The 18239-nt window shown below is 64.5% G+C and carries 20 protein-coding genes; 14 read left to right on the top strand and 6 right to left on the bottom strand.

The window, feature by feature from the left end; genetic code table 11:
* Positions 1 to 3: 3 nt before the first annotated feature.
* The 4 genes from ABIE56_RS07920 to asnS are packed head-to-tail and all read right to left on the bottom strand — an operon-like array spanning position 4 to position 3381.
* Entirely contained in the window at positions 4 to 792 is a 789-nt protein-coding gene (locus ABIE56_RS07920; protein WP_429243267.1) for an SDR family oxidoreductase, read from the bottom strand.
* A 28-nt stretch (positions 793 to 820) separates the two neighbouring features.
* Positions 821 to 1153, bottom strand: a complete 333-nt coding sequence (locus ABIE56_RS07915; protein ID WP_429243266.1) for a hypothetical protein — start codon at positions 1151 to 1153, stop codon at positions 821 to 823.
* 5 nt (positions 1154 to 1158) lie between these two features.
* Positions 1159 to 1962 carry a MalM family protein gene (locus ABIE56_RS07910; protein WP_429243265.1) on the bottom strand — a complete coding sequence of 268 codons (804 nt, stop codon included), beginning with the start codon at positions 1960 to 1962 and terminating at the stop codon, positions 1159 to 1161.
* A gap of 15 nt (positions 1963 to 1977) precedes the next feature.
* On the bottom strand, positions 1978 to 3381 hold the full coding sequence (gene asnS / locus ABIE56_RS07905; RefSeq protein ID WP_429243264.1) for an asparagine--tRNA ligase: 1404 nt from the start codon (positions 3379 to 3381) through the stop codon (positions 1978 to 1980).
* A 121-nt stretch (positions 3382 to 3502) separates the two neighbouring features.
* On the opposite strand from asnS, the gene ABIE56_RS07900 reads away from it, so the two are divergent.
* The 7 genes from ABIE56_RS07900 (at position 3503) to ABIE56_RS07870 (ending at position 9834) form a co-directional block, all read left to right on the top strand.
* Positions 3503 to 3829 (top strand): HesB/IscA family protein, encoded by a 327-nt coding sequence (locus tag ABIE56_RS07900; protein ID WP_429243263.1) that lies wholly within the window; start codon positions 3503 to 3505, stop codon positions 3827 to 3829.
* A gap of 183 nt (positions 3830 to 4012) precedes the next feature.
* The gene (gene rpsF, locus ABIE56_RS07895; RefSeq protein ID WP_429243262.1) at positions 4013 to 4423 is read left to right on the top strand and encodes a 30S ribosomal protein S6; all 411 of its coding nucleotides are present in this window, start codon (positions 4013 to 4015) and stop codon (positions 4421 to 4423) included.
* Between the two features lie 15 nt (positions 4424 to 4438).
* Positions 4439 to 4669: a 30S ribosomal protein S18 gene (rpsR, locus tag ABIE56_RS07890; protein WP_045830959.1), complete on the top strand. Its 231-nt coding sequence runs from the start codon at positions 4439 to 4441 to the stop codon at positions 4667 to 4669.
* Positions 4670 to 4775: 106 nt separating this feature from the next.
* On the top strand, positions 4776 to 5222 hold the full coding sequence (gene rplI / locus ABIE56_RS07885) for a 50S ribosomal protein L9 (protein WP_429243261.1): 447 nt from the start codon (positions 4776 to 4778) through the stop codon (positions 5220 to 5222).
* Positions 5223 to 5629: 407 nt separating this feature from the next.
* On the top strand, positions 5630 to 6793 hold the full coding sequence (locus ABIE56_RS07880) for an alginate export family protein (protein WP_429243260.1): 1164 nt from the start codon (positions 5630 to 5632) through the stop codon (positions 6791 to 6793).
* Between the two features lie 127 nt (positions 6794 to 6920).
* Positions 6921 to 8351 (top strand): replicative DNA helicase, encoded by a 1431-nt coding sequence (locus tag ABIE56_RS07875; RefSeq protein ID WP_429243259.1) that lies wholly within the window; start codon positions 6921 to 6923, stop codon positions 8349 to 8351.
* 34 nt (positions 8352 to 8385) lie between these two features.
* Positions 8386 to 9834, top strand: coding sequence for a flavin-containing monooxygenase (locus tag ABIE56_RS07870; protein ID WP_429243258.1), 1449 nt, complete (start codon positions 8386 to 8388; stop codon positions 9832 to 9834).
* A gap of 85 nt (positions 9835 to 9919) precedes the next feature.
* On the opposite strand, the gene ABIE56_RS07865 is transcribed toward ABIE56_RS07870, so the two are convergent.
* The gene (locus ABIE56_RS07865; RefSeq protein ID WP_429243257.1) at positions 9920 to 10243 is read right to left on the bottom strand and encodes a low molecular weight protein tyrosine phosphatase family protein; all 324 of its coding nucleotides are present in this window, start codon (positions 10241 to 10243) and stop codon (positions 9920 to 9922) included.
* 106 nt (positions 10244 to 10349) lie between these two features.
* On the opposite strand from ABIE56_RS07865, the gene ABIE56_RS07860 reads away from it, so the two are divergent.
* The 4 genes from ABIE56_RS07860 (at position 10350) to radA (ending at position 14953) form a co-directional block, all read left to right on the top strand.
* The gene (locus tag ABIE56_RS07860; RefSeq protein ID WP_429243256.1) at positions 10350 to 11117 is read left to right on the top strand and encodes an SGNH/GDSL hydrolase family protein; all 768 of its coding nucleotides are present in this window, start codon (positions 10350 to 10352) and stop codon (positions 11115 to 11117) included.
* 180 nt (positions 11118 to 11297) lie between these two features.
* On the top strand, positions 11298 to 12266 hold the full coding sequence (locus ABIE56_RS07855) for a CsgG/HfaB family protein (protein WP_429243255.1): 969 nt from the start codon (positions 11298 to 11300) through the stop codon (positions 12264 to 12266).
* Positions 12267 to 12401: 135 nt separating this feature from the next.
* Entirely contained in the window at positions 12402 to 13490 is a 1089-nt protein-coding gene (gene alr, locus ABIE56_RS07850) for an alanine racemase (protein ID WP_429243254.1), read from the top strand.
* A gap of 71 nt (positions 13491 to 13561) precedes the next feature.
* The gene (gene radA / locus ABIE56_RS07845; protein WP_429243253.1) at positions 13562 to 14953 is read left to right on the top strand and encodes a DNA repair protein RadA; all 1392 of its coding nucleotides are present in this window, start codon (positions 13562 to 13564) and stop codon (positions 14951 to 14953) included.
* 74 nt (positions 14954 to 15027) lie between these two features.
* Here the strand turns inward: radA and ABIE56_RS07840 are convergent, their stop codons facing one another.
* Complete coding sequence (locus ABIE56_RS07840; RefSeq protein WP_429243252.1) at positions 15028 to 15822, bottom strand: cytochrome C assembly family protein; 795 nt, start codon at positions 15820 to 15822, stop codon at positions 15028 to 15030.
* Positions 15823 to 15949: 127 nt separating this feature from the next.
* On the opposite strand from ABIE56_RS07840, the gene ffh reads away from it, so the two are divergent.
* From ffh to rimM, 3 genes are all read left to right on the top strand, one after another.
* Positions 15950 to 17329, top strand: a complete 1380-nt coding sequence (gene ffh / locus ABIE56_RS07835) for a signal recognition particle protein (RefSeq protein WP_429243251.1) — start codon at positions 15950 to 15952, stop codon at positions 17327 to 17329.
* A 132-nt stretch (positions 17330 to 17461) separates the two neighbouring features.
* Positions 17462 to 17713 (top strand): 30S ribosomal protein S16, encoded by a 252-nt coding sequence (gene rpsP / locus ABIE56_RS07830; protein ID WP_429243250.1) that lies wholly within the window; start codon positions 17462 to 17464, stop codon positions 17711 to 17713.
* Positions 17713 to 18228 (top strand): ribosome maturation factor RimM, encoded by a 516-nt coding sequence (gene rimM, locus ABIE56_RS07825; RefSeq protein WP_429243249.1) that lies wholly within the window; start codon positions 17713 to 17715, stop codon positions 18226 to 18228. The genes rpsP and rimM overlap by 1 nt, the downstream gene beginning before the upstream one ends.
* The last annotated feature ends 11 nt before the right edge of the window (positions 18229 to 18239 follow it).

The following is an 18239-nucleotide window of genomic DNA, read 5'->3' as shown; positions in this document are numbered from 1 at the left end:
CCCTTAGTTGAGGCTGCGGGTGCGCCCGCCATCCACCGCCAGGCTCACGCCATTGATATAGCCGGCGGCCGGGCTGGCAAGGAAGGCGATGACCGCGCCCACTTCGGCGGGGTCGCCAAAGCGCGCCGCGGGTACGCTTGCGAGCAAGCCGCGCTCCACCTCATCGCGGCCACGGCCGGCCTTCACGCTGGATTCGACCAGCGCATCCAGGCGTGGCGTGCGCGTGTAGCCCGGCAGTACGTTGTTCACGGTGACGCCATCGTGGGCCACTTCCCCCGAAAGGGTCTTTGCCCAGCCCGCCATGGCGGCGCGCACGGTGTTGGAGACGCCCAGGTTGGGAATGGGTTCCTTCACCGAGGTGGAGATGACATTGACGATGCGGCCGTAGTGCGCGGCGCGCATGCCCGGCAGGCAGGCCTGGGCCAGTACCTGGGCGCTGACGATGTGTTGGCGGAACGCCGTGAGGAACGCTTCGGTATCGGCGGTGTGGACCGCGCCCGGCGGCGGCCCGCCGCTGTTGTTCACCAGGATATGCACGGCGTGGTCTCTCACCACGGCCCCGACGGCAGCGGCGAGGGCCTCGGTATCGAGCATGTCCACGGCAAGGTAGTCGTGCTTCTGCCCGGCCTGAGCGGCCGGTAGTTCCGAGGCCAGGGCCTTCAGGGCATCGGCGGAACGGGAGAGCAGGGTAACGCTGGCGCCGAGCTCGGCCAGCTCGAACGCCGTGGCCCTTCCTATGCCTTGCGAGGCGCCGCAGACCAGTGCGTGACGTCCGGTGAGGCGAAGATCCATGCGGCGCTCCTTGGTGGGTGGCGGGCGGTCAGCCCTGTTTCATCGCCCACCACTGTATCGCCATCGCGGCAAACCAGCACGGCCAGGCCAGCCACGGCGTGCGCCGCCACCAGGCCTGCCAGCGGTTCAGGTCGGCATCGTTGAACAGGGCGGGGGCATCGGAGCGAAGCACCCGGCGCACGCGCAGCCAGTTGGCCATGCCATTCGGGCGCCCGGTATCGGCCTCGGTAATGGTTTTCCAGTGATCGGGGTAGCGCTTCTTCAGCAGGCTGGAGAAGCGCCACTGCGATACGAAATGCAGCACGAAGAACAGTACGGCACCGATAAGGAGCAAGAGGTAGACATAAACCGCGGCGACCATGGTCCTTAGCTACCCTTTTCCTTCTTTTGCGCATCCTTGCCGAGCAGATCGGTGCTGACCACATCCTTCAGGGTGTTGATCACGCCATTGCCCGGTGCGGCCTGGCCGCACACGGCGTTCTTCAGTGCGCTCTTGTAGGTGTCGTTCTCGATGCCGACGTACACGACGCCGTCCGGACCATGCTGGATCTTGAAGTTGCCCGCCGAGTTCATCTTGATCGGCGCCTCGGCAGAGAACGTGGTGGGCGATTGCTCCCAGTATGTCTGGGCCTTCTGCTGCTTGGCCGAGGAATACACCACCAGGTAGCGCGCGCGGTCGTCTTCCACCTTGAACTTGCCAAACGCGCCCGTCGTTTCGCTGGTCCAGCCGATGTATTCGCACAGCTGGATATCTTCCGCGTGCAGCGGCTGGAACGCGTCGTCCAGGATCACCACGGTAGGTGCGAACAGGTAGCTCGAGCTGAGCCAGCGTCCGTTGAGCTCGGATTTCATGGCGATCGTGTAGGGCGTCTGCGCGCCCTGCGGCAGGCGGAACGCAAGGAAGTAGCTGCGATCGCCATTGAGGTTGGCAACCGGCGTCTCCTTGGTCAGCTCAAAGCGCTTCGGCTGCCAGGGCAGCATGTCCTGGTAGGACAGGTCGGCGAAGCTGCCGCAGCACGGATCGGCGTTATCGAGCGCCTTGCGGGCGAGATCCACCGTGACCGACGGATTTTCCGGCGGCCGGAAGTTCGGCGGCACGATTGTCTTGCAGCCGCCCAACACGGTGAGGGCGACAGCAAGGGGGAACAGGCGGGTAAGTATGCGGGGCATGATCGATTCGGTGAATTAGAACTCGGCGCTCCCTGCCGCACGGGGGTAGGGGATGGCATCGCGGATGTTGCCCAGGCCGCAGACGTACACCAGCAGGCGCTCGAAGCCCAGGCCGAAGCCGGCGTGGGGCACGGTGCCGTAGCGGCGCAGGTCGCGGTACCAGTTGTAGGTGTCCTTATCCAGCTTGAACTGATCCATGCGGCGGTCCAGGTAATCCAGGCGCTCTTCGCGCTGGGCACCGCCGATGATCTCGCCGATGCCCGGGGCCAGCACGTCCATGGCGGCCACGGTTTTGCCATCGTCGTTCAGGCGCATGTAGAAAGCCTTGATCTCTTCCGGGTAGTTCATGACGACCACGGGACGGCCCACATGTTCCTCGGCGAGGAAGCGTTCGTGCTCGGTCTGCAGGTCCACGCCCCAGGCGACCGGGTGCTCGAACGTCTTGCCGGACTTCTGCAGGATGCTGATCGCATCGGTGTAATCGATGCGTTCGAAAGGCTTTGCGATGAAATCTTCGAGGCGTTTTACGGCGCCCGGCATCACGCGCTCATCGAAGAACGCCATGTCATCCGCGCGCTCATCCAGCACGGCCTTGAAGATGCCCTTCAGGAATACCTCGGCCAGGTCGGCGATATCGCTGAGCGTGGCAAAGGCGACTTCCGGCTCAACCATCCAGAATTCCGCCAGGTGGCGGGTGGTGTTGGAGTTCTCGGCGCGGAACGTGGGGCCGAAGGTGTACACCTTGCTCATCGCCATGGCATAGCCTTCGACGTTGAGCTGGCCGGATACCGTAAGGAACGCTTCGCGGCCGAAGAAATCCTTCTTCCAGTCGATGCCGCCCTTGTCGTCGCGGGGCAGGTTGGCCAGGTCCAGCGTGGACAGGCGGAACATGTCACCGGCGCCTTCGGCATCGGAGGTGGTGATGATCGGCGTATTGATCCAGAAGAAGCCCTGTTCCGTGAGGATGCGGTGGATCGCCATCATCATGGTGTGGCGCACGCGGGTGACGGCGCCGAACAGGTTGGTGCGCGGGCGCAGGTGCGCTACTTCGCGCAGGAACTCCATGGAGTGCTGCTTGGGCTGGATGGGGTAGGTGAGCGGGTTCTCGACGAAACCGGTGACCTCGATCTTCGAGGCCTGGATCTCGAAGGCCTGGCCCTTGCCCTGCGAGGGCACCAGCTTGCCGGTGGCGATGACGCCAGCGCCGGCCGAGAGATGCTTCACATCCGTCTCGTAATTGGCGAGATCGGCGGTGGCCACCACCTGGATCGGGGCGAAGCAGGAGCCATCGCTCACGTTTACAAACGAGAGGCCGCCCTTGGATTCGCGCAGGGTGCGCACCCAGCCACGTACCGTGACTTCCTGATCCGCCGCGGCCGTGCCGCCGGCGAGGGCCTGCTTGACGCTTACCACCGTCATCGATTGAAACTCCAGAAAGGGCGCCGCATATCGGGCGCATAGGAACGCGACCCTGTATAATAAAGTAACGGTCGCGTGAACGGCACCGTTCCCCGGTATACCACGGTAAGAAAACGCTTTCATGAGCATCCAGATCACTCCCGCCGCCTCCGACCGCATGCGTGCTTTCCTCGCGAAAGCGCCCGAGGCCGCGGGTGTCCGCTTCGCGGTAAAGCGCATGGGCTGCTCGGGTTTCGGCTACGTGGTGGACCTGGCCGGTGTGGTGGGCCCTGAGGACCAGGTGCTCGATATCGACGGGATCCGGGTCGTGGTCGACCCCAAAAGCCTCATCCTGGTCGACGGCACCGTCATCGATTTCCAGCGCCAGGGGCTGAATGCCTCTTTCGTGTTCCACAACCCCAATGCCACCGGGGAATGTGGGTGCGGCGAGAGCTTTACCGTTTCCTGAGGCCAGGCCGGATCGCGCGCAGGCGCGCGCCCATAGGGTGTGTTTTCCCCTGTGTTGACCTAACTCCCCGTTTCTCCTTAAAATGCGCGGCTACCTCTCCGTCCGGAGGGGTTTCTTGCCTCACCGGTACGTACGTCCGGGAGGCTGCCATCCCCGCAAGGGGTGCATCCACAAGGAGCCACCATGCGTCATTATGAAGTCGTGTTCCTGGTCCACCCGGACCAGAGCGAGCAGGTGCCGGCCATGATCGAGCGTTACAAGACGCTGATCGAAGGCGACAACGGCAAGATCCACCGTCTGGAAGATTGGGGCCGCCGCCAGCTGGCTTACCCGATCGAAAACCTCGCCAAGGCTCACTACGTGATGCTGAACATCGAGGTTTCGCAGAACGCCCTGAACGAGCTCGAGACGGGTTTCCGTTTCAACGACGCCGTCCTGCGCCACCTGGTCATCCGTCGTGACGAAGCCGACACCGAACAGTCGTTCATCCTGAAGAGCAAGGAAAAGGATGAGCAGAAGGGTTCGCGTGGCCGCCGTGACGACGACAGCGACGACCGTGGCGTCAACGACAACGATCGCGACAGCGACGATTAATCGGGGAATACAGACATGTCCAAGTTTTTCCGCCGCCGTAAGTTCTGCCGTTTCACCGCTGAGGGCGTGAAGGAGATCGATTACAAGGATCTCAACACCCTGCGCCAGTACATCACTGAGAACGGCAAGATCGTCCCGAGCCGCATCACCGGCACCAAGGCGCGCTACCAGCGCCAGCTGGCGACCGCTATCAAGCGCGCCCGCTTCCTGTCGCTGCTGCCGTACACGGACAACCACGACGTCTGATCAGTTAGCCCTCCCTCGCATGGGGGAGGGCTTTCCGCTTCAGGCACATTTCGGACAACCGTCCTGGCTGCGCGGGCCACACCCGTGCTAACGAAAGGAATACCCCATGGAACTCATTCTCCTCGAGAAGGTGAAGAACCTCGGCAACCTCGGCGACAAGGTCAACGTCAAGCCGGGTTACGGTCGTAACTTCCTCCTCCCGACCGGCAAGGCCGCTCGCGCCACCGCCGCCAACCTGGAAGCGTTCGAAGCGCGTCGCGCCGAGTACGAAGCCAAGGCGAAGGAACAGCTGTCGGGCGCCGAAGGCCGCGCTGCCAAGCTCGAAAACGCTGAAGTCACCATCGAAGTGAACGCTTCGCCGGAAGGCAAGCTGTTCGGCTCGGTCACCCCGCGTGACGTTGCCGAAGCGCTCACCGCGAAGGGCTTCGAAGTCGACAAGAGCGAAGTCATCCAGGCCGAAGGCCCGTTCCGCAACACCGGCGAATACGATGTCACCATCGTGCTGCACGCCGACGTGTCGCAGACGGTCAAGGTCAAGGTCGTCGGCGCGTAAGCTCCGCACTACCTTTAGCGATACGAAGCGGGCGCCCCCAGGGGCGCCCGTTTTTTTTGATCCTTTGTAGGAGCGGGGGGGGGGGGGGGGGGGGGGGGGGGGGGCGCCCCCCCCCCCCCCCGCCCCCCACCACACGGGGGGGGGGGGGGGGGGGGCGGGGGGGGGCCGCCCCCCCCCCCCCCCCCCCCCCCCCCCCCCCGCTCCTACATTTCTCATGCAGGCTTGTGCCGGCGAGGACGGGGCAAATTTCGAAGGCCGCGCCACGCAAGGCCTGCAGCTCTGCCGCCTTGGCGCTGCACACCCGCCTGCCTACATTTACCGATTACGTTGCAAAGCAGGGTCGGTTGGTAATGAAGCAGTGGTGGTGGCGGTCGTGCATGGGCATGGCTGGGAGTTCGATGGTGGGGATGTCGGCGTTTGCAGCCGAGGCGCCTCAGGAAAGCGCGCCGTATATCGAGACGCGCTACCGGTACAGCAACCTGCATTCCGACGGTAAGCCCAAGCGGGGCCACGCCAACACGCAGCGGCTACAGCTGGGCTACCTGTGGGCGATCGGCGATGGCTGGAGCGCCTACGGTGAAGGTATCCGCACCTGGTCGCTGTTCGGCCGCCAGTATGACGATGGGTCGGCACGCATCACGCCTTACCCGGCCGAAGCGGATCCTGCCTCCACGGGCATCACCAACGCGTGGATCCACTACGAGAAGGGTGATATCGCCGTGCGCGCCGGGCGGCAGTACGTCCGCATCGATAACGGCCGCTTCTTCAGCAACAACCCGTGGCGGCAGAACCTGCAGTCGTTCGATGGTGCACACCTCACCTGGAAAGCCTGGCAGGGCGCGCAACTCGAGTACTACTGGCTTGGGCGGGTGAACCGGACGGTGGGTGCAAATTTTCACGATCGCGACCAGCGCCGCTGGAAGCTCAATGCCCACCTGCTACATGCCGACCAGGCGCTGCCGATCGGCAAGGTCACCGCCTATGGCTACTTCGTGCGGAATGACACGGTCGCCACGAATTCGGTAAAGACCCTGGGTTTGCGTTACACCGGGACCCAGGCGCTCGGGCAGGGTGGTCCCACGCTGGCCTGGACGGCGGAAATGGCGCGGCAACACGACTACGCCAATAACCCGGCCGACTTCAGCCTTGGCTACCACCTGTTGGACGCGACGTTTGGCTACAAGCCGCTATCGGCGCGAGTGGGCGAGGAGATGCTGCAGGGCAATGGCCGTAACGCGGTGAATGTGGCGTATGGCGCCGCCCGAGCGTTCAACGGCTGGGTTGTCGCCTTCCGTATTCCCAACAGCGGCCTGCGCGAGCGCTATGTGGGGCTGCTCGGTACGGTGGACGTGGGCCGTCCCGTCACCTGGCAAGTGACCTACCGGCATTTCCGGCCGGTGCAGGGGCGCGCCATGCTTGGCGATGAAGTGGATGCTGGCGTGCTCGTGGATCTCGGGCGGGGGTTCTCGGTGGAGGCCCAGTACGGTGACTACCGGGCGCACCGGCACGGTGTGGACGAGCGGAAATTCTGGCTTATCGGCGAATATCGGTACGGCAAACCGCCGAAATAACCCGTTTACGGCCTTTCCCACAAGTTATCCACAGACTTATCCTCTCAACGCGTGCGACCCCTGCGCGTATCATGCCTGTACGGCAACCCGGGCCCGGGTGAGCGCCGCCTGCATGACGAGGTAATCCATGTCCTTCAATCCCGAGCGCGGCAACCGCGGCGATCGTGGTGAGCGCGGTGAGCGCCGCCGCCGCGAGCCATCCGCCATCGATGCCCTGCGTGTCCCGCCCAACTCCATCGAAGCGGAGCAGGCGGTGCTGGGCGGGCTAATGCTCTCGCCGGATTCGCTGGACAAGGTGGCCGACAAGCTCACCGACGAGGATTTCTACCGCAAGGATCACCGGATGATCTGGCGGGCGATCAACGAACTGGCGGGGAAGGGCATGCCCTGCGATGCCATTACGCTCGGCGAGTGGTTCCAGTCCAACGATCTCGACGAAATGGTCGGTGGACCCACGTATCTGCTGGAGCTGGCCAATTCCACCCCCAGCGCCGCGAACATTGCTGCCTATGGCGATATCGTTCGCGAGAAATCCGTGTTGCGTAAGCTGATCGATGCGGGCACGGCGATCACCGAGGATGGCTTCCGCCCCGAGGGCAAGAGCGTCCAGGAAGTGATGGAGCTTGCCGAGCAGCGCGTGTTCCGCATCGCGGAATCCGGTGCGCGTGGCAAGAAAGATATCGTGTCCATGCGCGAAGCCGTGGGCGACGCGTTTCGCCAGCTCACCGAGCGCTACGAGAACCGCGGCCAGCTGACCGGCCTTTCGACGGGCTTTACCGACCTGGACGAGCTCACGGCCGGCCTGCAGCCCTCCGACCTGATCATCGTCGCGGCGCGCCCATCGATGGGTAAGACCGCGTTCGCCCTGAACCTGGCCGAGGCGGCCGCCATGCGCTCGAAGAAGGCGGTGGCGGTGTTCTCCATGGAAATGTCGGCCTCCCAGCTGGCGTTCCGTCTCATTTCCTCGCTGGGCCGCATCCATGCGCAGCATCTGCGCAATGGTGATCTGGCTGAGGAGGACTGGCCGCGTGTCACCTCGGCCATCACCATGCTTTCCGATGCCAAGATCTTCATCGACGACACGCCTGCGATGTCGCCGGTGGAAATGCGCTCGCGCTCGCGCCGCCTGCAGCGCGAGCATGGCCTGGGCCTGATCGTGATCGACTACCTGCAGCTCATGCAGATTCCCGGTCATAGCGAGAACCGCGCGACGGAAATCTCCGAGATATCGCGTGGCCTCAAGGCTCTCGCTAAAGAGCTGAATGTGCCGGTGATCGCACTGTCGCAGCTCAACCGCTCGCTGGAGCAGCGTGCCGACAAGCGTCCGATGATGTCGGATCTTCGCGAATCCGGCGCTATCGAGCAGGACGCAGACGTCATCATGTTCATTTACCGCGACGACTACTACAACAAGGAATCGCCCGATAAGGGCCTGGCCGAAATCATCATCGGCAAGCAGCGTAACGGCCCAACCGATACGGTGAAGCTGGCCTTCCTGGGCCACTACACCAAGTTTGAGAACTGGGCCCCGGATTCCTACGTAGGCACGTTCGATTGATCGGCGTACCCTCGTCGTATCGACGGGGGTGCGCATGGCCAGCGAGCACTTCGATGTCCTGATCATCGGCGCCGGGCTATCCGGCATCGGCATGGCGTGCCGGTTGGCCATGGCTTGCCCGGGCAAACGGGTGGGCATCCTGGAACGGCGGCGCGCGATCGGTGGCACCTGGGACCTGTTCCGTTACCCGGGTGTGCGTTCCGATTCCGACATGTTCACGTTCGGCTTTGGCTTCCGGCCGTGGAACGCGCTGAAGGTGCTGGCCGATGGGCCGGCCATCCTCAAGTACATCAACGAAACGGCCCGCGAGTACGCCATTGAGCGCCTGGTGCGTTTCGGCATGCGGACGACGCATGCGTCGTGGTCGTCATCGGCCAGGTGCTGGACCGTGACGGCGGTGGACGAGGATGGCGAGGCGCATGCATTCCGCGCTGATTTCCTGGTCGGCTGTACCGGCTACTACGCCTATGAACAAGGCTACGTCCCCGAGTTCGCCGGCCTCCACGAGTACCAGGGCCAGTTCATCCACCCGCAGCACTGGCCGGCCGATGTGGACTGGGAGGGAAAGCGCGTCGTCGTCATTGGCAGTGGCGCGACGGCGGTCACGCTTGTTCCTGCGCTTGCCCAGAAGGCGGCGCACGTAACCATGCTGCAGCGTTCGCCTGGCTATGTGCTTTCCGTGCCGTCGCGCGATGCCATTTCGACGGCGCTCCTGCATGTGCTGCCGGCGCGGATCGTTTACTCACTGGCACGGCGCAGGAACATCGCGCTCCAGCGGACCCTCTACAAAGCCGCCATGCGCTGGCCAAGGCGCATTCGCGCGCTGCTGTTGGCCGGCGTACGCCGTCGCCTGGACGGCGCCGCTTCACTCGCTGATTTCACGCCTGCCTACGCACCCTGGACACAGCGGCTTTGCGTCGTACCCGATAACGATCTGTTCGATGCCCTGCGTGACGGTAAGGCATCGGTCTGGACGGATACGGTGGCTCACTTCACCCCCACCGGGTTGACGCTGGCGTCGGGCGCCACGCTCGATGCGGACATCGTGATCAGCGCGACCGGCTTCCAGCTCCAGGTATTGGGCGGCATGACGCTGGATGTAGACGGCGAGCCACGTGACCCGGGACGCCTCATGACCTATAAGGGCGTCCTACTCGAAGGCATTCCGAACGCGGCCGTGTTGTTCGGCTACATCAATGCCTCATGGACGCTGAAGGTGGACCTGGCCGCGCAATATGTCTGCCGCCTGCTGCAGGCCATGGATGCGCAGGGCGCACATGTTGTCGTTCCACCAGCCTCGCCGGGGCAGGCTACGGATGCCTGCATCATGGATTCACTGCACGCCGGCTACGTCATGCGCGGTGAGGCCCAGCTACCCAGGCAGGGCAGGAGCGGCCCCTGGCACGTTACCCACCGCTACGAGGCCGACCGCCGCGTGCTGCTCGACGACCCCATAGACGACGGGATCCTCGCCTTCCTCTAGATCGGCTTTGCCCGGATGTACATCCCGTTGCTCACCCGGCTCCTGTAGGAGCGCGCTTGCGCGCGATCCGTGCGAGGCGTACCCCTCAACGCAAATACGGCCCCACCTTCAACTCAAGCAACGCCACCAACTCCGGCTGCATATAGTCGTAATCGTCCGGAATCCCCACGCACACCACCCGGGCCCTCCCCAGCCCTTGCTTAAAGCCCTTCCGCAACTTCGCCAGGTGCGCCTTTTCCATTACCACGATCAGATCAGCCCAGCGCACCTGCTCCATGCTCACCGGGCAATCGGCATCGTGGTTCACGCCGGCGGAGTCGGTGTCCACGCCAGGCCACGTAGCGAAGACCTGCTCGGCCGTAGGGCTGCGCAGGCGGTTCTTGCCGCAAAGGAAGAGGACACGGGTCATGAGGCTTATCGTAGCGAAGTTGTGACCCCGCCCCGTTGCGTGCGGGGCGCCCCTCACTCAGTATCGGCGGATAGCCCGCGCCGGGCCGAAAGGGAGGAGGGGACTCATGCTGCGTAAGGTCATGCTTGCGATCGCTTTGTCGGCGGCTTCGGCTACTGGCATGGCAACGAATAACGAACGCCAGGTGCTTCCCGAGCACCCCACCGCCGATCAGAAGGCCGATATCGAGCAGCGCCTGAACGACTGGCCGTTACTTGCGCGCTTCGCGAAGGACAACGCGACGTACCCGCCGTTGAAGCCGGGGGAGAAACGTGTGGTCTTCATGGGTGATTCGATAACCGACGGCTGGGGCCGCCCCATTGGCGAATTCTTTCCAGGCAAGGGTTACATCAACCGGGGTATCAGTGGCCAGACCACGCCGCAGATGCTGGTGCGCTTCCGTGCCGATGTCATCGCGCTGAAGCCCTCCGTGGTCGTCATTCTTGCCGGTACCAACGACATCGCCGGCAATACGGGTCCCTCGTCGTTGCAGATGATCGAGGACAACCTGATGTCGATGACGGAGCTGGCGCGCGCGCACGGCATCCATGTGGTCATCGCCACGTTGCTGCCGATCAGCAACTATCACGACGCCACCTCCAGCACCCGGCGGCCGCCAGCGGATATCAACACGCTGAATGCATGGATTCACGATTACACCACACGCGAGCACCTGGGCTACATCGATTACTTCGATGCCATGCTGGATAAGAGCGGGCAGCTGCGTGCCGACCTGAGTGACGACGGCCTGCACCCCAACGCAGCGGGCTACAAGGTCATGGCGCCGCTGGCGCAGAAAGCCATTGATGCGGCACTCGCTGATACGAAGTCCTGATTTGTCGGTGTGCGCCCACAACACATCGTGGGCGATTCGTACGCACTTTTAGGAGTTCTCCTAATCCAGTCCTTGCGCAGCGACCGATAGCATTTCCCGGTCTCGCGACAGCCTGTCCGTCCACGCGCCCGTAACCCGGGCAGGCCTTTTCTTCCGGGCGCGCAAGGACAGGGATTACTCATGGAATTCTTCAGCAAGACCGCGGCCATTACGGTGGCGGCCATCGGCGCGTCGTTCATGCTGTCGGCGTGCACCGCGGCGAACCCGTTGGTGACCAAATCGCAGCGTGAACACGAGGCCAAGGTGCAGGCCATTCCCAAGTGCGGCAAGAAGCTCGGCAGCATTTCCGTGATCGAGCCGGAGGGCGGTGTGCACTGGTGGACACAGCAGCAGCTGCCTTCGCCGACCAGGCTGATCAAGGTATTCGTGCAGAAGTCGGGCTGCTTCACGCTGGTCGATCGCGGCATGGGCATGGGCGCGGCCATGCGTGAGCGCGAGCTTGCGGCGGGTGGCGACCTGCGCGGTGGTTCGAACCTGGGCAAGGGGCAGATCAAGGCGGCTGATTACGTGATGGTGCCGGATCTGGTGGCAAGCAATCGCAATGCCGGCGGAGCCGGGATCGGCGCGCTGGTCGGCGGCCTCGTGGGCGGTACCGCCGGGCGCCTGGCCAGCAACATCACGATCAATTCGAAGACGGCCGATGTCGTGCTCACGGTGACAGACGTGCGCTCCTCCGAGCAAGTAGCCATGACCGAAGGCCACGGCGAGAAGAACGATCTTGGGTTCGGTGCGTCGGGTAGTTTGTGGGGTTCTGATGCATCGGGTGGCGCATCGGTTGGCGCATACGCCAACACCACCCAGGGCCAGGTCATCACCATGGCCTACCTCGATGCCTACACCAAGCTGGTCGACGAGTTGGGTGGCCTGCCGTCCAACGCCTCGAAGGCAAACACGCGCCAGTCCGGCACCATCAGCAAGCCGACAGCCATGCGTGCCCTGGCTCAGCCGAAATCGAAAATCGTCCGTTCGCTGGATCCCGGCATGACCGTTTATCCAACCGGCGAGAAATCGGGGCTTGCGTGGGAGGTGGAAGACGAGCACGGCAACCGTGGCTGGGTATCGTCGGAGCACTTCGATCTGGCGAAGTAAGTTCGTCGCGCGGGCGGCTTCCCGCCGCCCGCCATCATCGTGCCATGCGGGTGCCCCGGCGCGGCGGGTACACTTGGGCGCTTGTCCCAGCCGGGAAACGCGCGCAAGCGCGCTCCTACAGAGAACGCGTCCCGTATGAGTCGTACCACTGTCGCCACCATTCACCTGGGTGCCTTGCGCCATAACCTTGCCCGCGTGCGTGCGCTTGCCACGGGGGCACGGGTGATGGCTGTCGTCAAGGCGGATGCTTACGGGCATGGGCTTGAGCGCGTGGCACGCGCGCTCGATAGCGAGGCCGAAGCGTTCGCCGTTGCAGCGATCGCCGATGGCCTGCGGCTGCGGGCAGCGGGCCACCGGCAACGCATCGTCGTACTTTCCGGCCCCGATACCCCCGCCGATATCGCCGAAATGCAGCGCCTGAAGCTGGAAGCGTTGATCCACCACGACGCCCAGCTGCCGTGGCTCGCCAAGGCCGATCCGGCGCGCGGGGCGCTCACCGTGTGGATCAAGGTCGATACCGGCATGCACCGCCTCGGGTTTGCCCCGGCGCGGGCGCGTGAGGTGCACGGCCTGCTGAAGGCCATGCCGGCTGTCGCACCTGAAGTGGGCCTCATGACCCATTTTGCCTCGTCGGAAGAGTTCGAAGGCCACGACACCGCGGCGCAGATCCAGCGCTTCCGTGATGCGACCCAGGGTCTGGACGGCCCGCGCGCCCTGTCGAACTCGGCGGCGGTGCTCGGCTGGCCGGATGCGCGCGGCGACTGGGTCCGAACCGGCGGCCTGCTGTATGGCCTGTCCGTCGTGGAAGGCCGCAGCGGAGCGGATTTCGGCTTTCGCCCCGCGATGACACTGGCGACCCGCCTGGTCGCGATCAACCGCCTCGCGAAGGGCGAGCGCGTCGGTTACAACGGGACCTATACCTGCCCCGAGGACATGGCCGTAGGTGTCGCGGCGATCGGCTACGGCGACGGTTACCCGCGCAGCGCCGCGCAGGGCACACCGGTGCTGGTGAATGGCAAGCTGGCACCGCTGGTAGGCCGTGTGTCCATGGATCTCATTACCCTCGATTTGCGCGGCATCCCTGATGCGCGTGTCGGCGACCGCGTCACCCTGTGGGGCGAGGGCCTACCGGTGGAAACGGTGGCGGCCTCCGCCGGCACCATCTCCTACGATCTCACCTGCGGCATGACCCGTCGCGTACTCTTCGTGGAAGACGAGGGCTAACGCCCCAATATCGCCCCGTGCGACGCGGGTGCGCTATACAGCCCGCCTGCTTCTCCAGGAAACCCAAGCACATGGCCAAGGCCAAGACCGCCTACGTCTGCACGCAGTGCGGCGCCGAACACAGCAAGTGGCAGGGCCAGTGCGCCGAATGCGGCGAATGGAACGTGCTCTCCGAGTTTGTCGTTCAGGCGGCGAAGCCTAACGCCGTGGCTACGACCGGCGCGCGCCGTGGCGGTTACGCCGGTAACGCCGCAGGCGCCCCGCAGATCACGCCGCTCACCGAGGTGCTGCTCACAGCGGAAGCCCGCACCAACACCGGTATCGGCGAGCTCGACCGGGTATTGGGCGGCGGCCTGGTCGATGGCTCGGTGGTGTTGATCGGTGGCGACCCAGGCATTGGCAAATCAACGCTGCTGCTGCAGATGCTCGGCACCCTGGGTGCCGTTTTGCCCAGCCTGTACGTCACGGGCGAAGAATCGCTTGCCCAGGTGGCTGGCCGCGCACAGCGGCTCGATCTGCCGCTCGCGCCGCTGCATGCGCTCGCCGAAACCTGCATTGAGCGCATCCTTGAGCAGGCCGCCGCGGCGCGGCCGCGCGTGCTGGTTATCGATTCCATCCAGACCATCTGGACCGAGATGCTTACCGCGGCACCGGGTTCGGTAAGCCAGGTGCGCGAATCGGCCGCCAAGCTCACCCGCTTCGCCAAGGAGACCGGTACCTCCGTGTTCCTCGTGGGCCACGTGACGAAGGAGGGCGGCATCGCGGGGCCCCGCGTGCTCGAACACATGGTCGATGCGGTGCTGTATTTCGAAGGCGAATCCGGCAGCCGATTCCGCGTGCTGCGTGCTTTCAAGAACCGCTTTGGTGCGGTGAACGAGCTGGGTGTGTTCGCCATGTCGGAAAAGGGCCTGCGCGAAGTGCCGAACCCGTCGGCGATCTTCCTTTCCGCGCATGCCGGGCCGACCCCGGGCAGTGCGGTGATGGTGACCCGTGAGGGCACTCGCCCGTTGCTGGTCGAGGTGCAGGCGCTGGTGGATCAATCGTCGTTGGGTAATCCGCGCCGCGTGGTGCTGGGTCTGGAGCAGAATCGCCTTGCCATGCTGCTTGCGGTGCTCCACCGGCATGGTGGTGTTGCGGCCTACGACCAGGACGTGTTCGTGAACGTCGTCGGCGGCATCCGCGTGCAGGAGACTGCTTCGGATGTGCCCGTGCTGATGGCGGTGCTCTCGAGCCTGCGCGATCGGCCGCTGCCGGAGAAAACCATCGCCTTCGGCGAGGTGGGCCTGTCGGGCGAAATCCGCCCCGTGCCAAACGGGGAAGAGCGACTGAAAGAAGCCGCCACGCATGGCTTCCGCCGTGCCGTCGTGCCCGCTGCGAATGCACCCAAGCGCGGCCGCGTGGGCGATATGGAAGTCATCGGGGTGGAGCGCCTTTCCCAGGCGATCGATGCGTCCAGGGAGTAACGATCGGCCACGTGACTGCTGGTGTAGGAGCGCGCTTGCGCGCGAAAACCCAACGAAGCGGTGACGCCGTTCTCTCAGGCCGTGCGATGCAGGATCAGCTCAAGCACCAGCTTCGTGCCGAAAAATGCCAGCAGCAGGATCCCCATGCCGGTCAGCGTCAGGTTCACCGCGCGGATGCCGCGCCAGCCATGACGCCAGCGGCCCCACAGCAACACCCCGAACACCACCCAGGCCACGATCGACAGCACCGTCTTGTGCACCAGGTGCTGGCTGAACAGGTCGCCGACGAATAGCGCGCCCGTGACCAGGGTGAGGGTAAGCAGCACGAAACCGACGGCGATCAGGCGGAACAGCAGCACCTCGGTCAGTGTCAGCGGGGGCAGGGCGCGCACCCAGTGCCCAAACCGGCTGCGCCGCAAGGCGCGCTCCTGGATGGCAAGCAGGATGGCGAGGGCAGCCGCCAGGGAGAGAAAGCCGAACGCGAACACGGCGATCGTCACATGCATCTCGATCTGCCAGGTCATCGCCATCGGCGCGGTGCGCGGAGCGAGGAAGGCATCGATCGCCAGGAAGGCCGCCGATAGCGGGAAAATCAGGATGCCCAGGCCCGCAACCGCCCGGGAGACGTTCACCACCAGGGTGAGCGCCGAGGCGATCCACGCCACCAGTGAGAGCGCGGCGAAGAAGTGCAGATCGAGCGTGCCACGGTGAGCGCCGAGCAGCGCCCCGGCATGGGCAAGCGCGGCCACCAGCGCGAGTGCCATGCCCCAGCGGGCCAACGGTTGCCCGCCCGTCACCAGCGGCCTGGCGAGGACGCCGGCGGCAGACAGGTAAAAGAGAATGGCGACCAGCGAAAGGGTGACGATCATGGACGCGCAGTGTGGCATAGCGGGGTAGGGGAGCGGAATGCGACACAGTGGCATTTGCCTGCGCCGCTCCTGCGCAGCGGTTACCGGCTATAATCGGTCGTTTACGGCATCCCCGACGGCTCTCGCCATGTTTGAATCGCTCAGCCAACGCCTCTCCGACACCGTCAACCGCCTGCGTGGTCGCGGCCGGCTGACTGAAGAAAACATCCGCGAGACCCTGCGCGAAGTACGTATCGCCTTGCTCGAGGCCGACGTTGCCTTGCCGGTGGTGAAGGCGCTGGTCGAGCGTGTGAAGGTGCGCGCCGTTGGCCAGGAAGTGATGAAGAGCCTGTCGCCGGGCCAGGCCCTGGTGAAGGTCGTCAGCGACGAGCTGACCGCCGTCATGGGCGCTGCCAACAGCGAGCTGAACCTCGCCACGCAGCCGCCCGCCGTGGTCCTCATGGCCGGCCTGCAGGGCGCGGGCAAGACCACCACCGTTGGCAAGCTTGCCCGCTTCCTCAAGGAGCGCAAGAAGAAGCGCGTGATGGTGGTCAGCTGCGACGTCTACCGTCCGGCCGCTATTGAACAGCTGCGCACGCTCGCCTCGCAGGTCGATGTCTCGTTCTTCCCGTCCGAAGCCGGCCAGAACCCGGTGGATATCGCCAAGGCCGCCGTGGCCGCCGCTCGCCGCGAGGTGATCGACGTGCTGCTGGTGGATACCGCCGGCCGCCTGCATGTCGATGAAGCGATGATGGAGGAGATCAAGGCCCTCCACGGCGCCATCAACCCCATTGAAACCCTGTTCGTCGTCGATTCGATGACCGGCCAGGATGCGGCGAACGTCGCCAAGGCGTTCTCCGATGCGCTGCCGCTTACCGGTGTGGTGCTGACCAAGACGGATGGTGACGCCCGTGGCGGTGCCGCGCTGTCGGTGCGCTATGTCACCGGCCGGCCCATCAAGTTCCTTGGCGCCGGCGAAAAGTCCGATGCCCTTGAGCCGTTCCATCCGGATCGCGTTGCCCAGCGCATCCTCGGCATGGGCGACGTGCTCTCGCTGGTGGAAGAGGTCGAGCGCAAGGTCGATCACGAGAAAGCCCAGAAGCTGGCCGAGAAGGTCATGAAGGGCAAGCGCTTCGATCTCAACGATATGCGCGACCAGCTCGAGCAGATGAACAATATGGGCGGCCTGGCTGGCCTGATGGACAAGCTACCCGGCGTCTCCAGCCTGCCTGAGAACGTGAAATCGAAGGTCAACGACGGCGAACTGAAGAAAATGGTCGCCATCATCGGCTCCATGACCAAGAAGGAGCGCCGTCACCCGGATCTCCTGAACGGCTCGCGCAAGGCCCGCGTCGCGCGTGGCTCGGGCACGCAGCCGGCCGATGTGAACCGCCTGCTGAAGCAGTTCATGCAGATGGAAAAGATGATGTCCAAGCTGTCCAAGGGCGGCAGCAAGGGCCTTATGCGCCAGATGCGTGGCGCGATGAAGGGCATGGGCGGCATGGGTGGGATGATGCCGCCGCGCTAAACCGGCCTTTGGGCCACGGAAGTACCCGCAGGTACTTCCATTTCTGAAAACTTTGGCTAAAATGTCCGGCTTTACCGCGCCCGCTTCTCGCGCGCGCCTTGCCGGCATCCGGCACTCTGGAGCACGTAACTTATGGTCAAGATTCGTCTTTCGCGCGGTGGCGCCAAGGGCCGTCCGTTTTATCACATCGTTGTGACCGACCAGCGCAGCCCGCGCGACGGTCGTAACATCGAGCGCGTTGGCTACTACAACCCGGTCGCATCGGGCGCTGATAAGCGTCTCGAGCTCGACGTCACCAAGGTCCAGGCCTGGGTGGCCAAGGGTGCCCAGCTGACCGATAAGGTCCGCGCGCTCGTCAAGGAAGCCGGCAAGCTGGCTGCCTGATGGCGACGGAGCCTGTTCGGCGCGTCCGCGTAGGGCGCATTGTCGGGCTCCACGGTGTGCAGGGTGAGGTCAAGCTCGAAAGCTGGACCGAGCCCCGCCTCCAGATCTTCCGGTACCAGCCCTGGCTGCTGACCGCGCCGGGCGTGGAACGGGAGATGAGCGGTATCCGCGGTCGCGCGCAGGGCAAGGGCATCGTTGCCTCCCTGCCGGGTATCGAGGATCGCGACCAGGCGGCAACGCTCATCGGTTGCGAGATTACGGTCTCGCGCGATGTGTTTCCGCCCGCCGCGCCGGGTGAGTTCTACTGGTTCGATCTCGAGGGTCTCGAGGTGGTTACCACGGAATCTGTCTCCCTCGGCAAGGTAAGTCACCTTTTCTCCACCGGCGCCAACGATGTCATGGTGGTGAAGGATGGCGAAAAGGAGCGTCTGGTCCCGTTCGTCCAGGGCCCCTACGTGCAGTCAGTCGATGTCGACGCCGGCCGCATCGTGGTGGACTGGGACCCCGAGTTCTGAACAGCGGTATC

The organism is Luteibacter sp. 621, assembly GCF_050435445.1.
Classification (GTDB): domain Bacteria; phylum Pseudomonadota; class Gammaproteobacteria; order Xanthomonadales; family Rhodanobacteraceae; genus Luteibacter.
This window is presented reverse-complemented; position numbering and strand designations above follow the sequence as displayed.

Bases quoted from the DNA above. Each gene is read 5' to 3' on its own strand.
- ABIE56_RS07920 (WP_429243267.1), bottom strand. From the start codon at position 792: ATGGATCTTCGCCTCACCGGACGTCACGCACTGGTCTGCGGCGCCTCG.
- ABIE56_RS07915 (WP_429243266.1), bottom strand. From the start codon at position 1,153: ATGGTCGCCGCGGTTTATGTCTACCTCTTGCTCCTTATCGGTGCCGTA.
- ABIE56_RS07910 (WP_429243265.1), bottom strand. From the start codon at position 1,962: ATGCCCCGCATACTTACCCGCCTGTTCCCCCTTGCTGTCGCCCTCACC.
- asnS (WP_429243264.1), bottom strand. From the start codon at position 3,381: ATGACGGTGGTAAGCGTCAAGCAGGCCCTCGCCGGCGGCACGGCCGCG.
- ABIE56_RS07900 (WP_429243263.1), top strand. From the start codon at position 3,503: ATGAGCATCCAGATCACTCCCGCCGCCTCCGACCGCATGCGTGCTTTC.
- rpsF (WP_429243262.1), top strand. From the start codon at position 4,013: ATGCGTCATTATGAAGTCGTGTTCCTGGTCCACCCGGACCAGAGCGAG.
- rpsR (WP_045830959.1), top strand. From the start codon at position 4,439: ATGTCCAAGTTTTTCCGCCGCCGTAAGTTCTGCCGTTTCACCGCTGAG.
- rplI (WP_429243261.1), top strand. From the start codon at position 4,776: ATGGAACTCATTCTCCTCGAGAAGGTGAAGAACCTCGGCAACCTCGGC.
- ABIE56_RS07880 (WP_429243260.1), top strand. From the start codon at position 5,630: ATGTCGGCGTTTGCAGCCGAGGCGCCTCAGGAAAGCGCGCCGTATATC.
- ABIE56_RS07875 (WP_429243259.1), top strand. From the start codon at position 6,921: ATGTCCTTCAATCCCGAGCGCGGCAACCGCGGCGATCGTGGTGAGCGC.
- ABIE56_RS07870 (WP_429243258.1), top strand. From the start codon at position 8,386: ATGGCCAGCGAGCACTTCGATGTCCTGATCATCGGCGCCGGGCTATCC.
- ABIE56_RS07865 (WP_429243257.1), bottom strand. From the start codon at position 10,243: ATGACCCGTGTCCTCTTCCTTTGCGGCAAGAACCGCCTGCGCAGCCCT.
- ABIE56_RS07860 (WP_429243256.1), top strand. From the start codon at position 10,350: ATGCTGCGTAAGGTCATGCTTGCGATCGCTTTGTCGGCGGCTTCGGCT.
- ABIE56_RS07855 (WP_429243255.1), top strand. From the start codon at position 11,298: ATGGAATTCTTCAGCAAGACCGCGGCCATTACGGTGGCGGCCATCGGC.
- alr (WP_429243254.1), top strand. From the start codon at position 12,402: ATGAGTCGTACCACTGTCGCCACCATTCACCTGGGTGCCTTGCGCCAT.
- radA (WP_429243253.1), top strand. From the start codon at position 13,562: ATGGCCAAGGCCAAGACCGCCTACGTCTGCACGCAGTGCGGCGCCGAA.
- ABIE56_RS07840 (WP_429243252.1), bottom strand. From the start codon at position 15,822: ATGATCGTCACCCTTTCGCTGGTCGCCATTCTCTTTTACCTGTCTGCC.
- ffh (WP_429243251.1), top strand. From the start codon at position 15,950: ATGTTTGAATCGCTCAGCCAACGCCTCTCCGACACCGTCAACCGCCTG.
- rpsP (WP_429243250.1), top strand. From the start codon at position 17,462: ATGGTCAAGATTCGTCTTTCGCGCGGTGGCGCCAAGGGCCGTCCGTTT.
- rimM (WP_429243249.1), top strand. From the start codon at position 17,713: ATGGCGACGGAGCCTGTTCGGCGCGTCCGCGTAGGGCGCATTGTCGGG.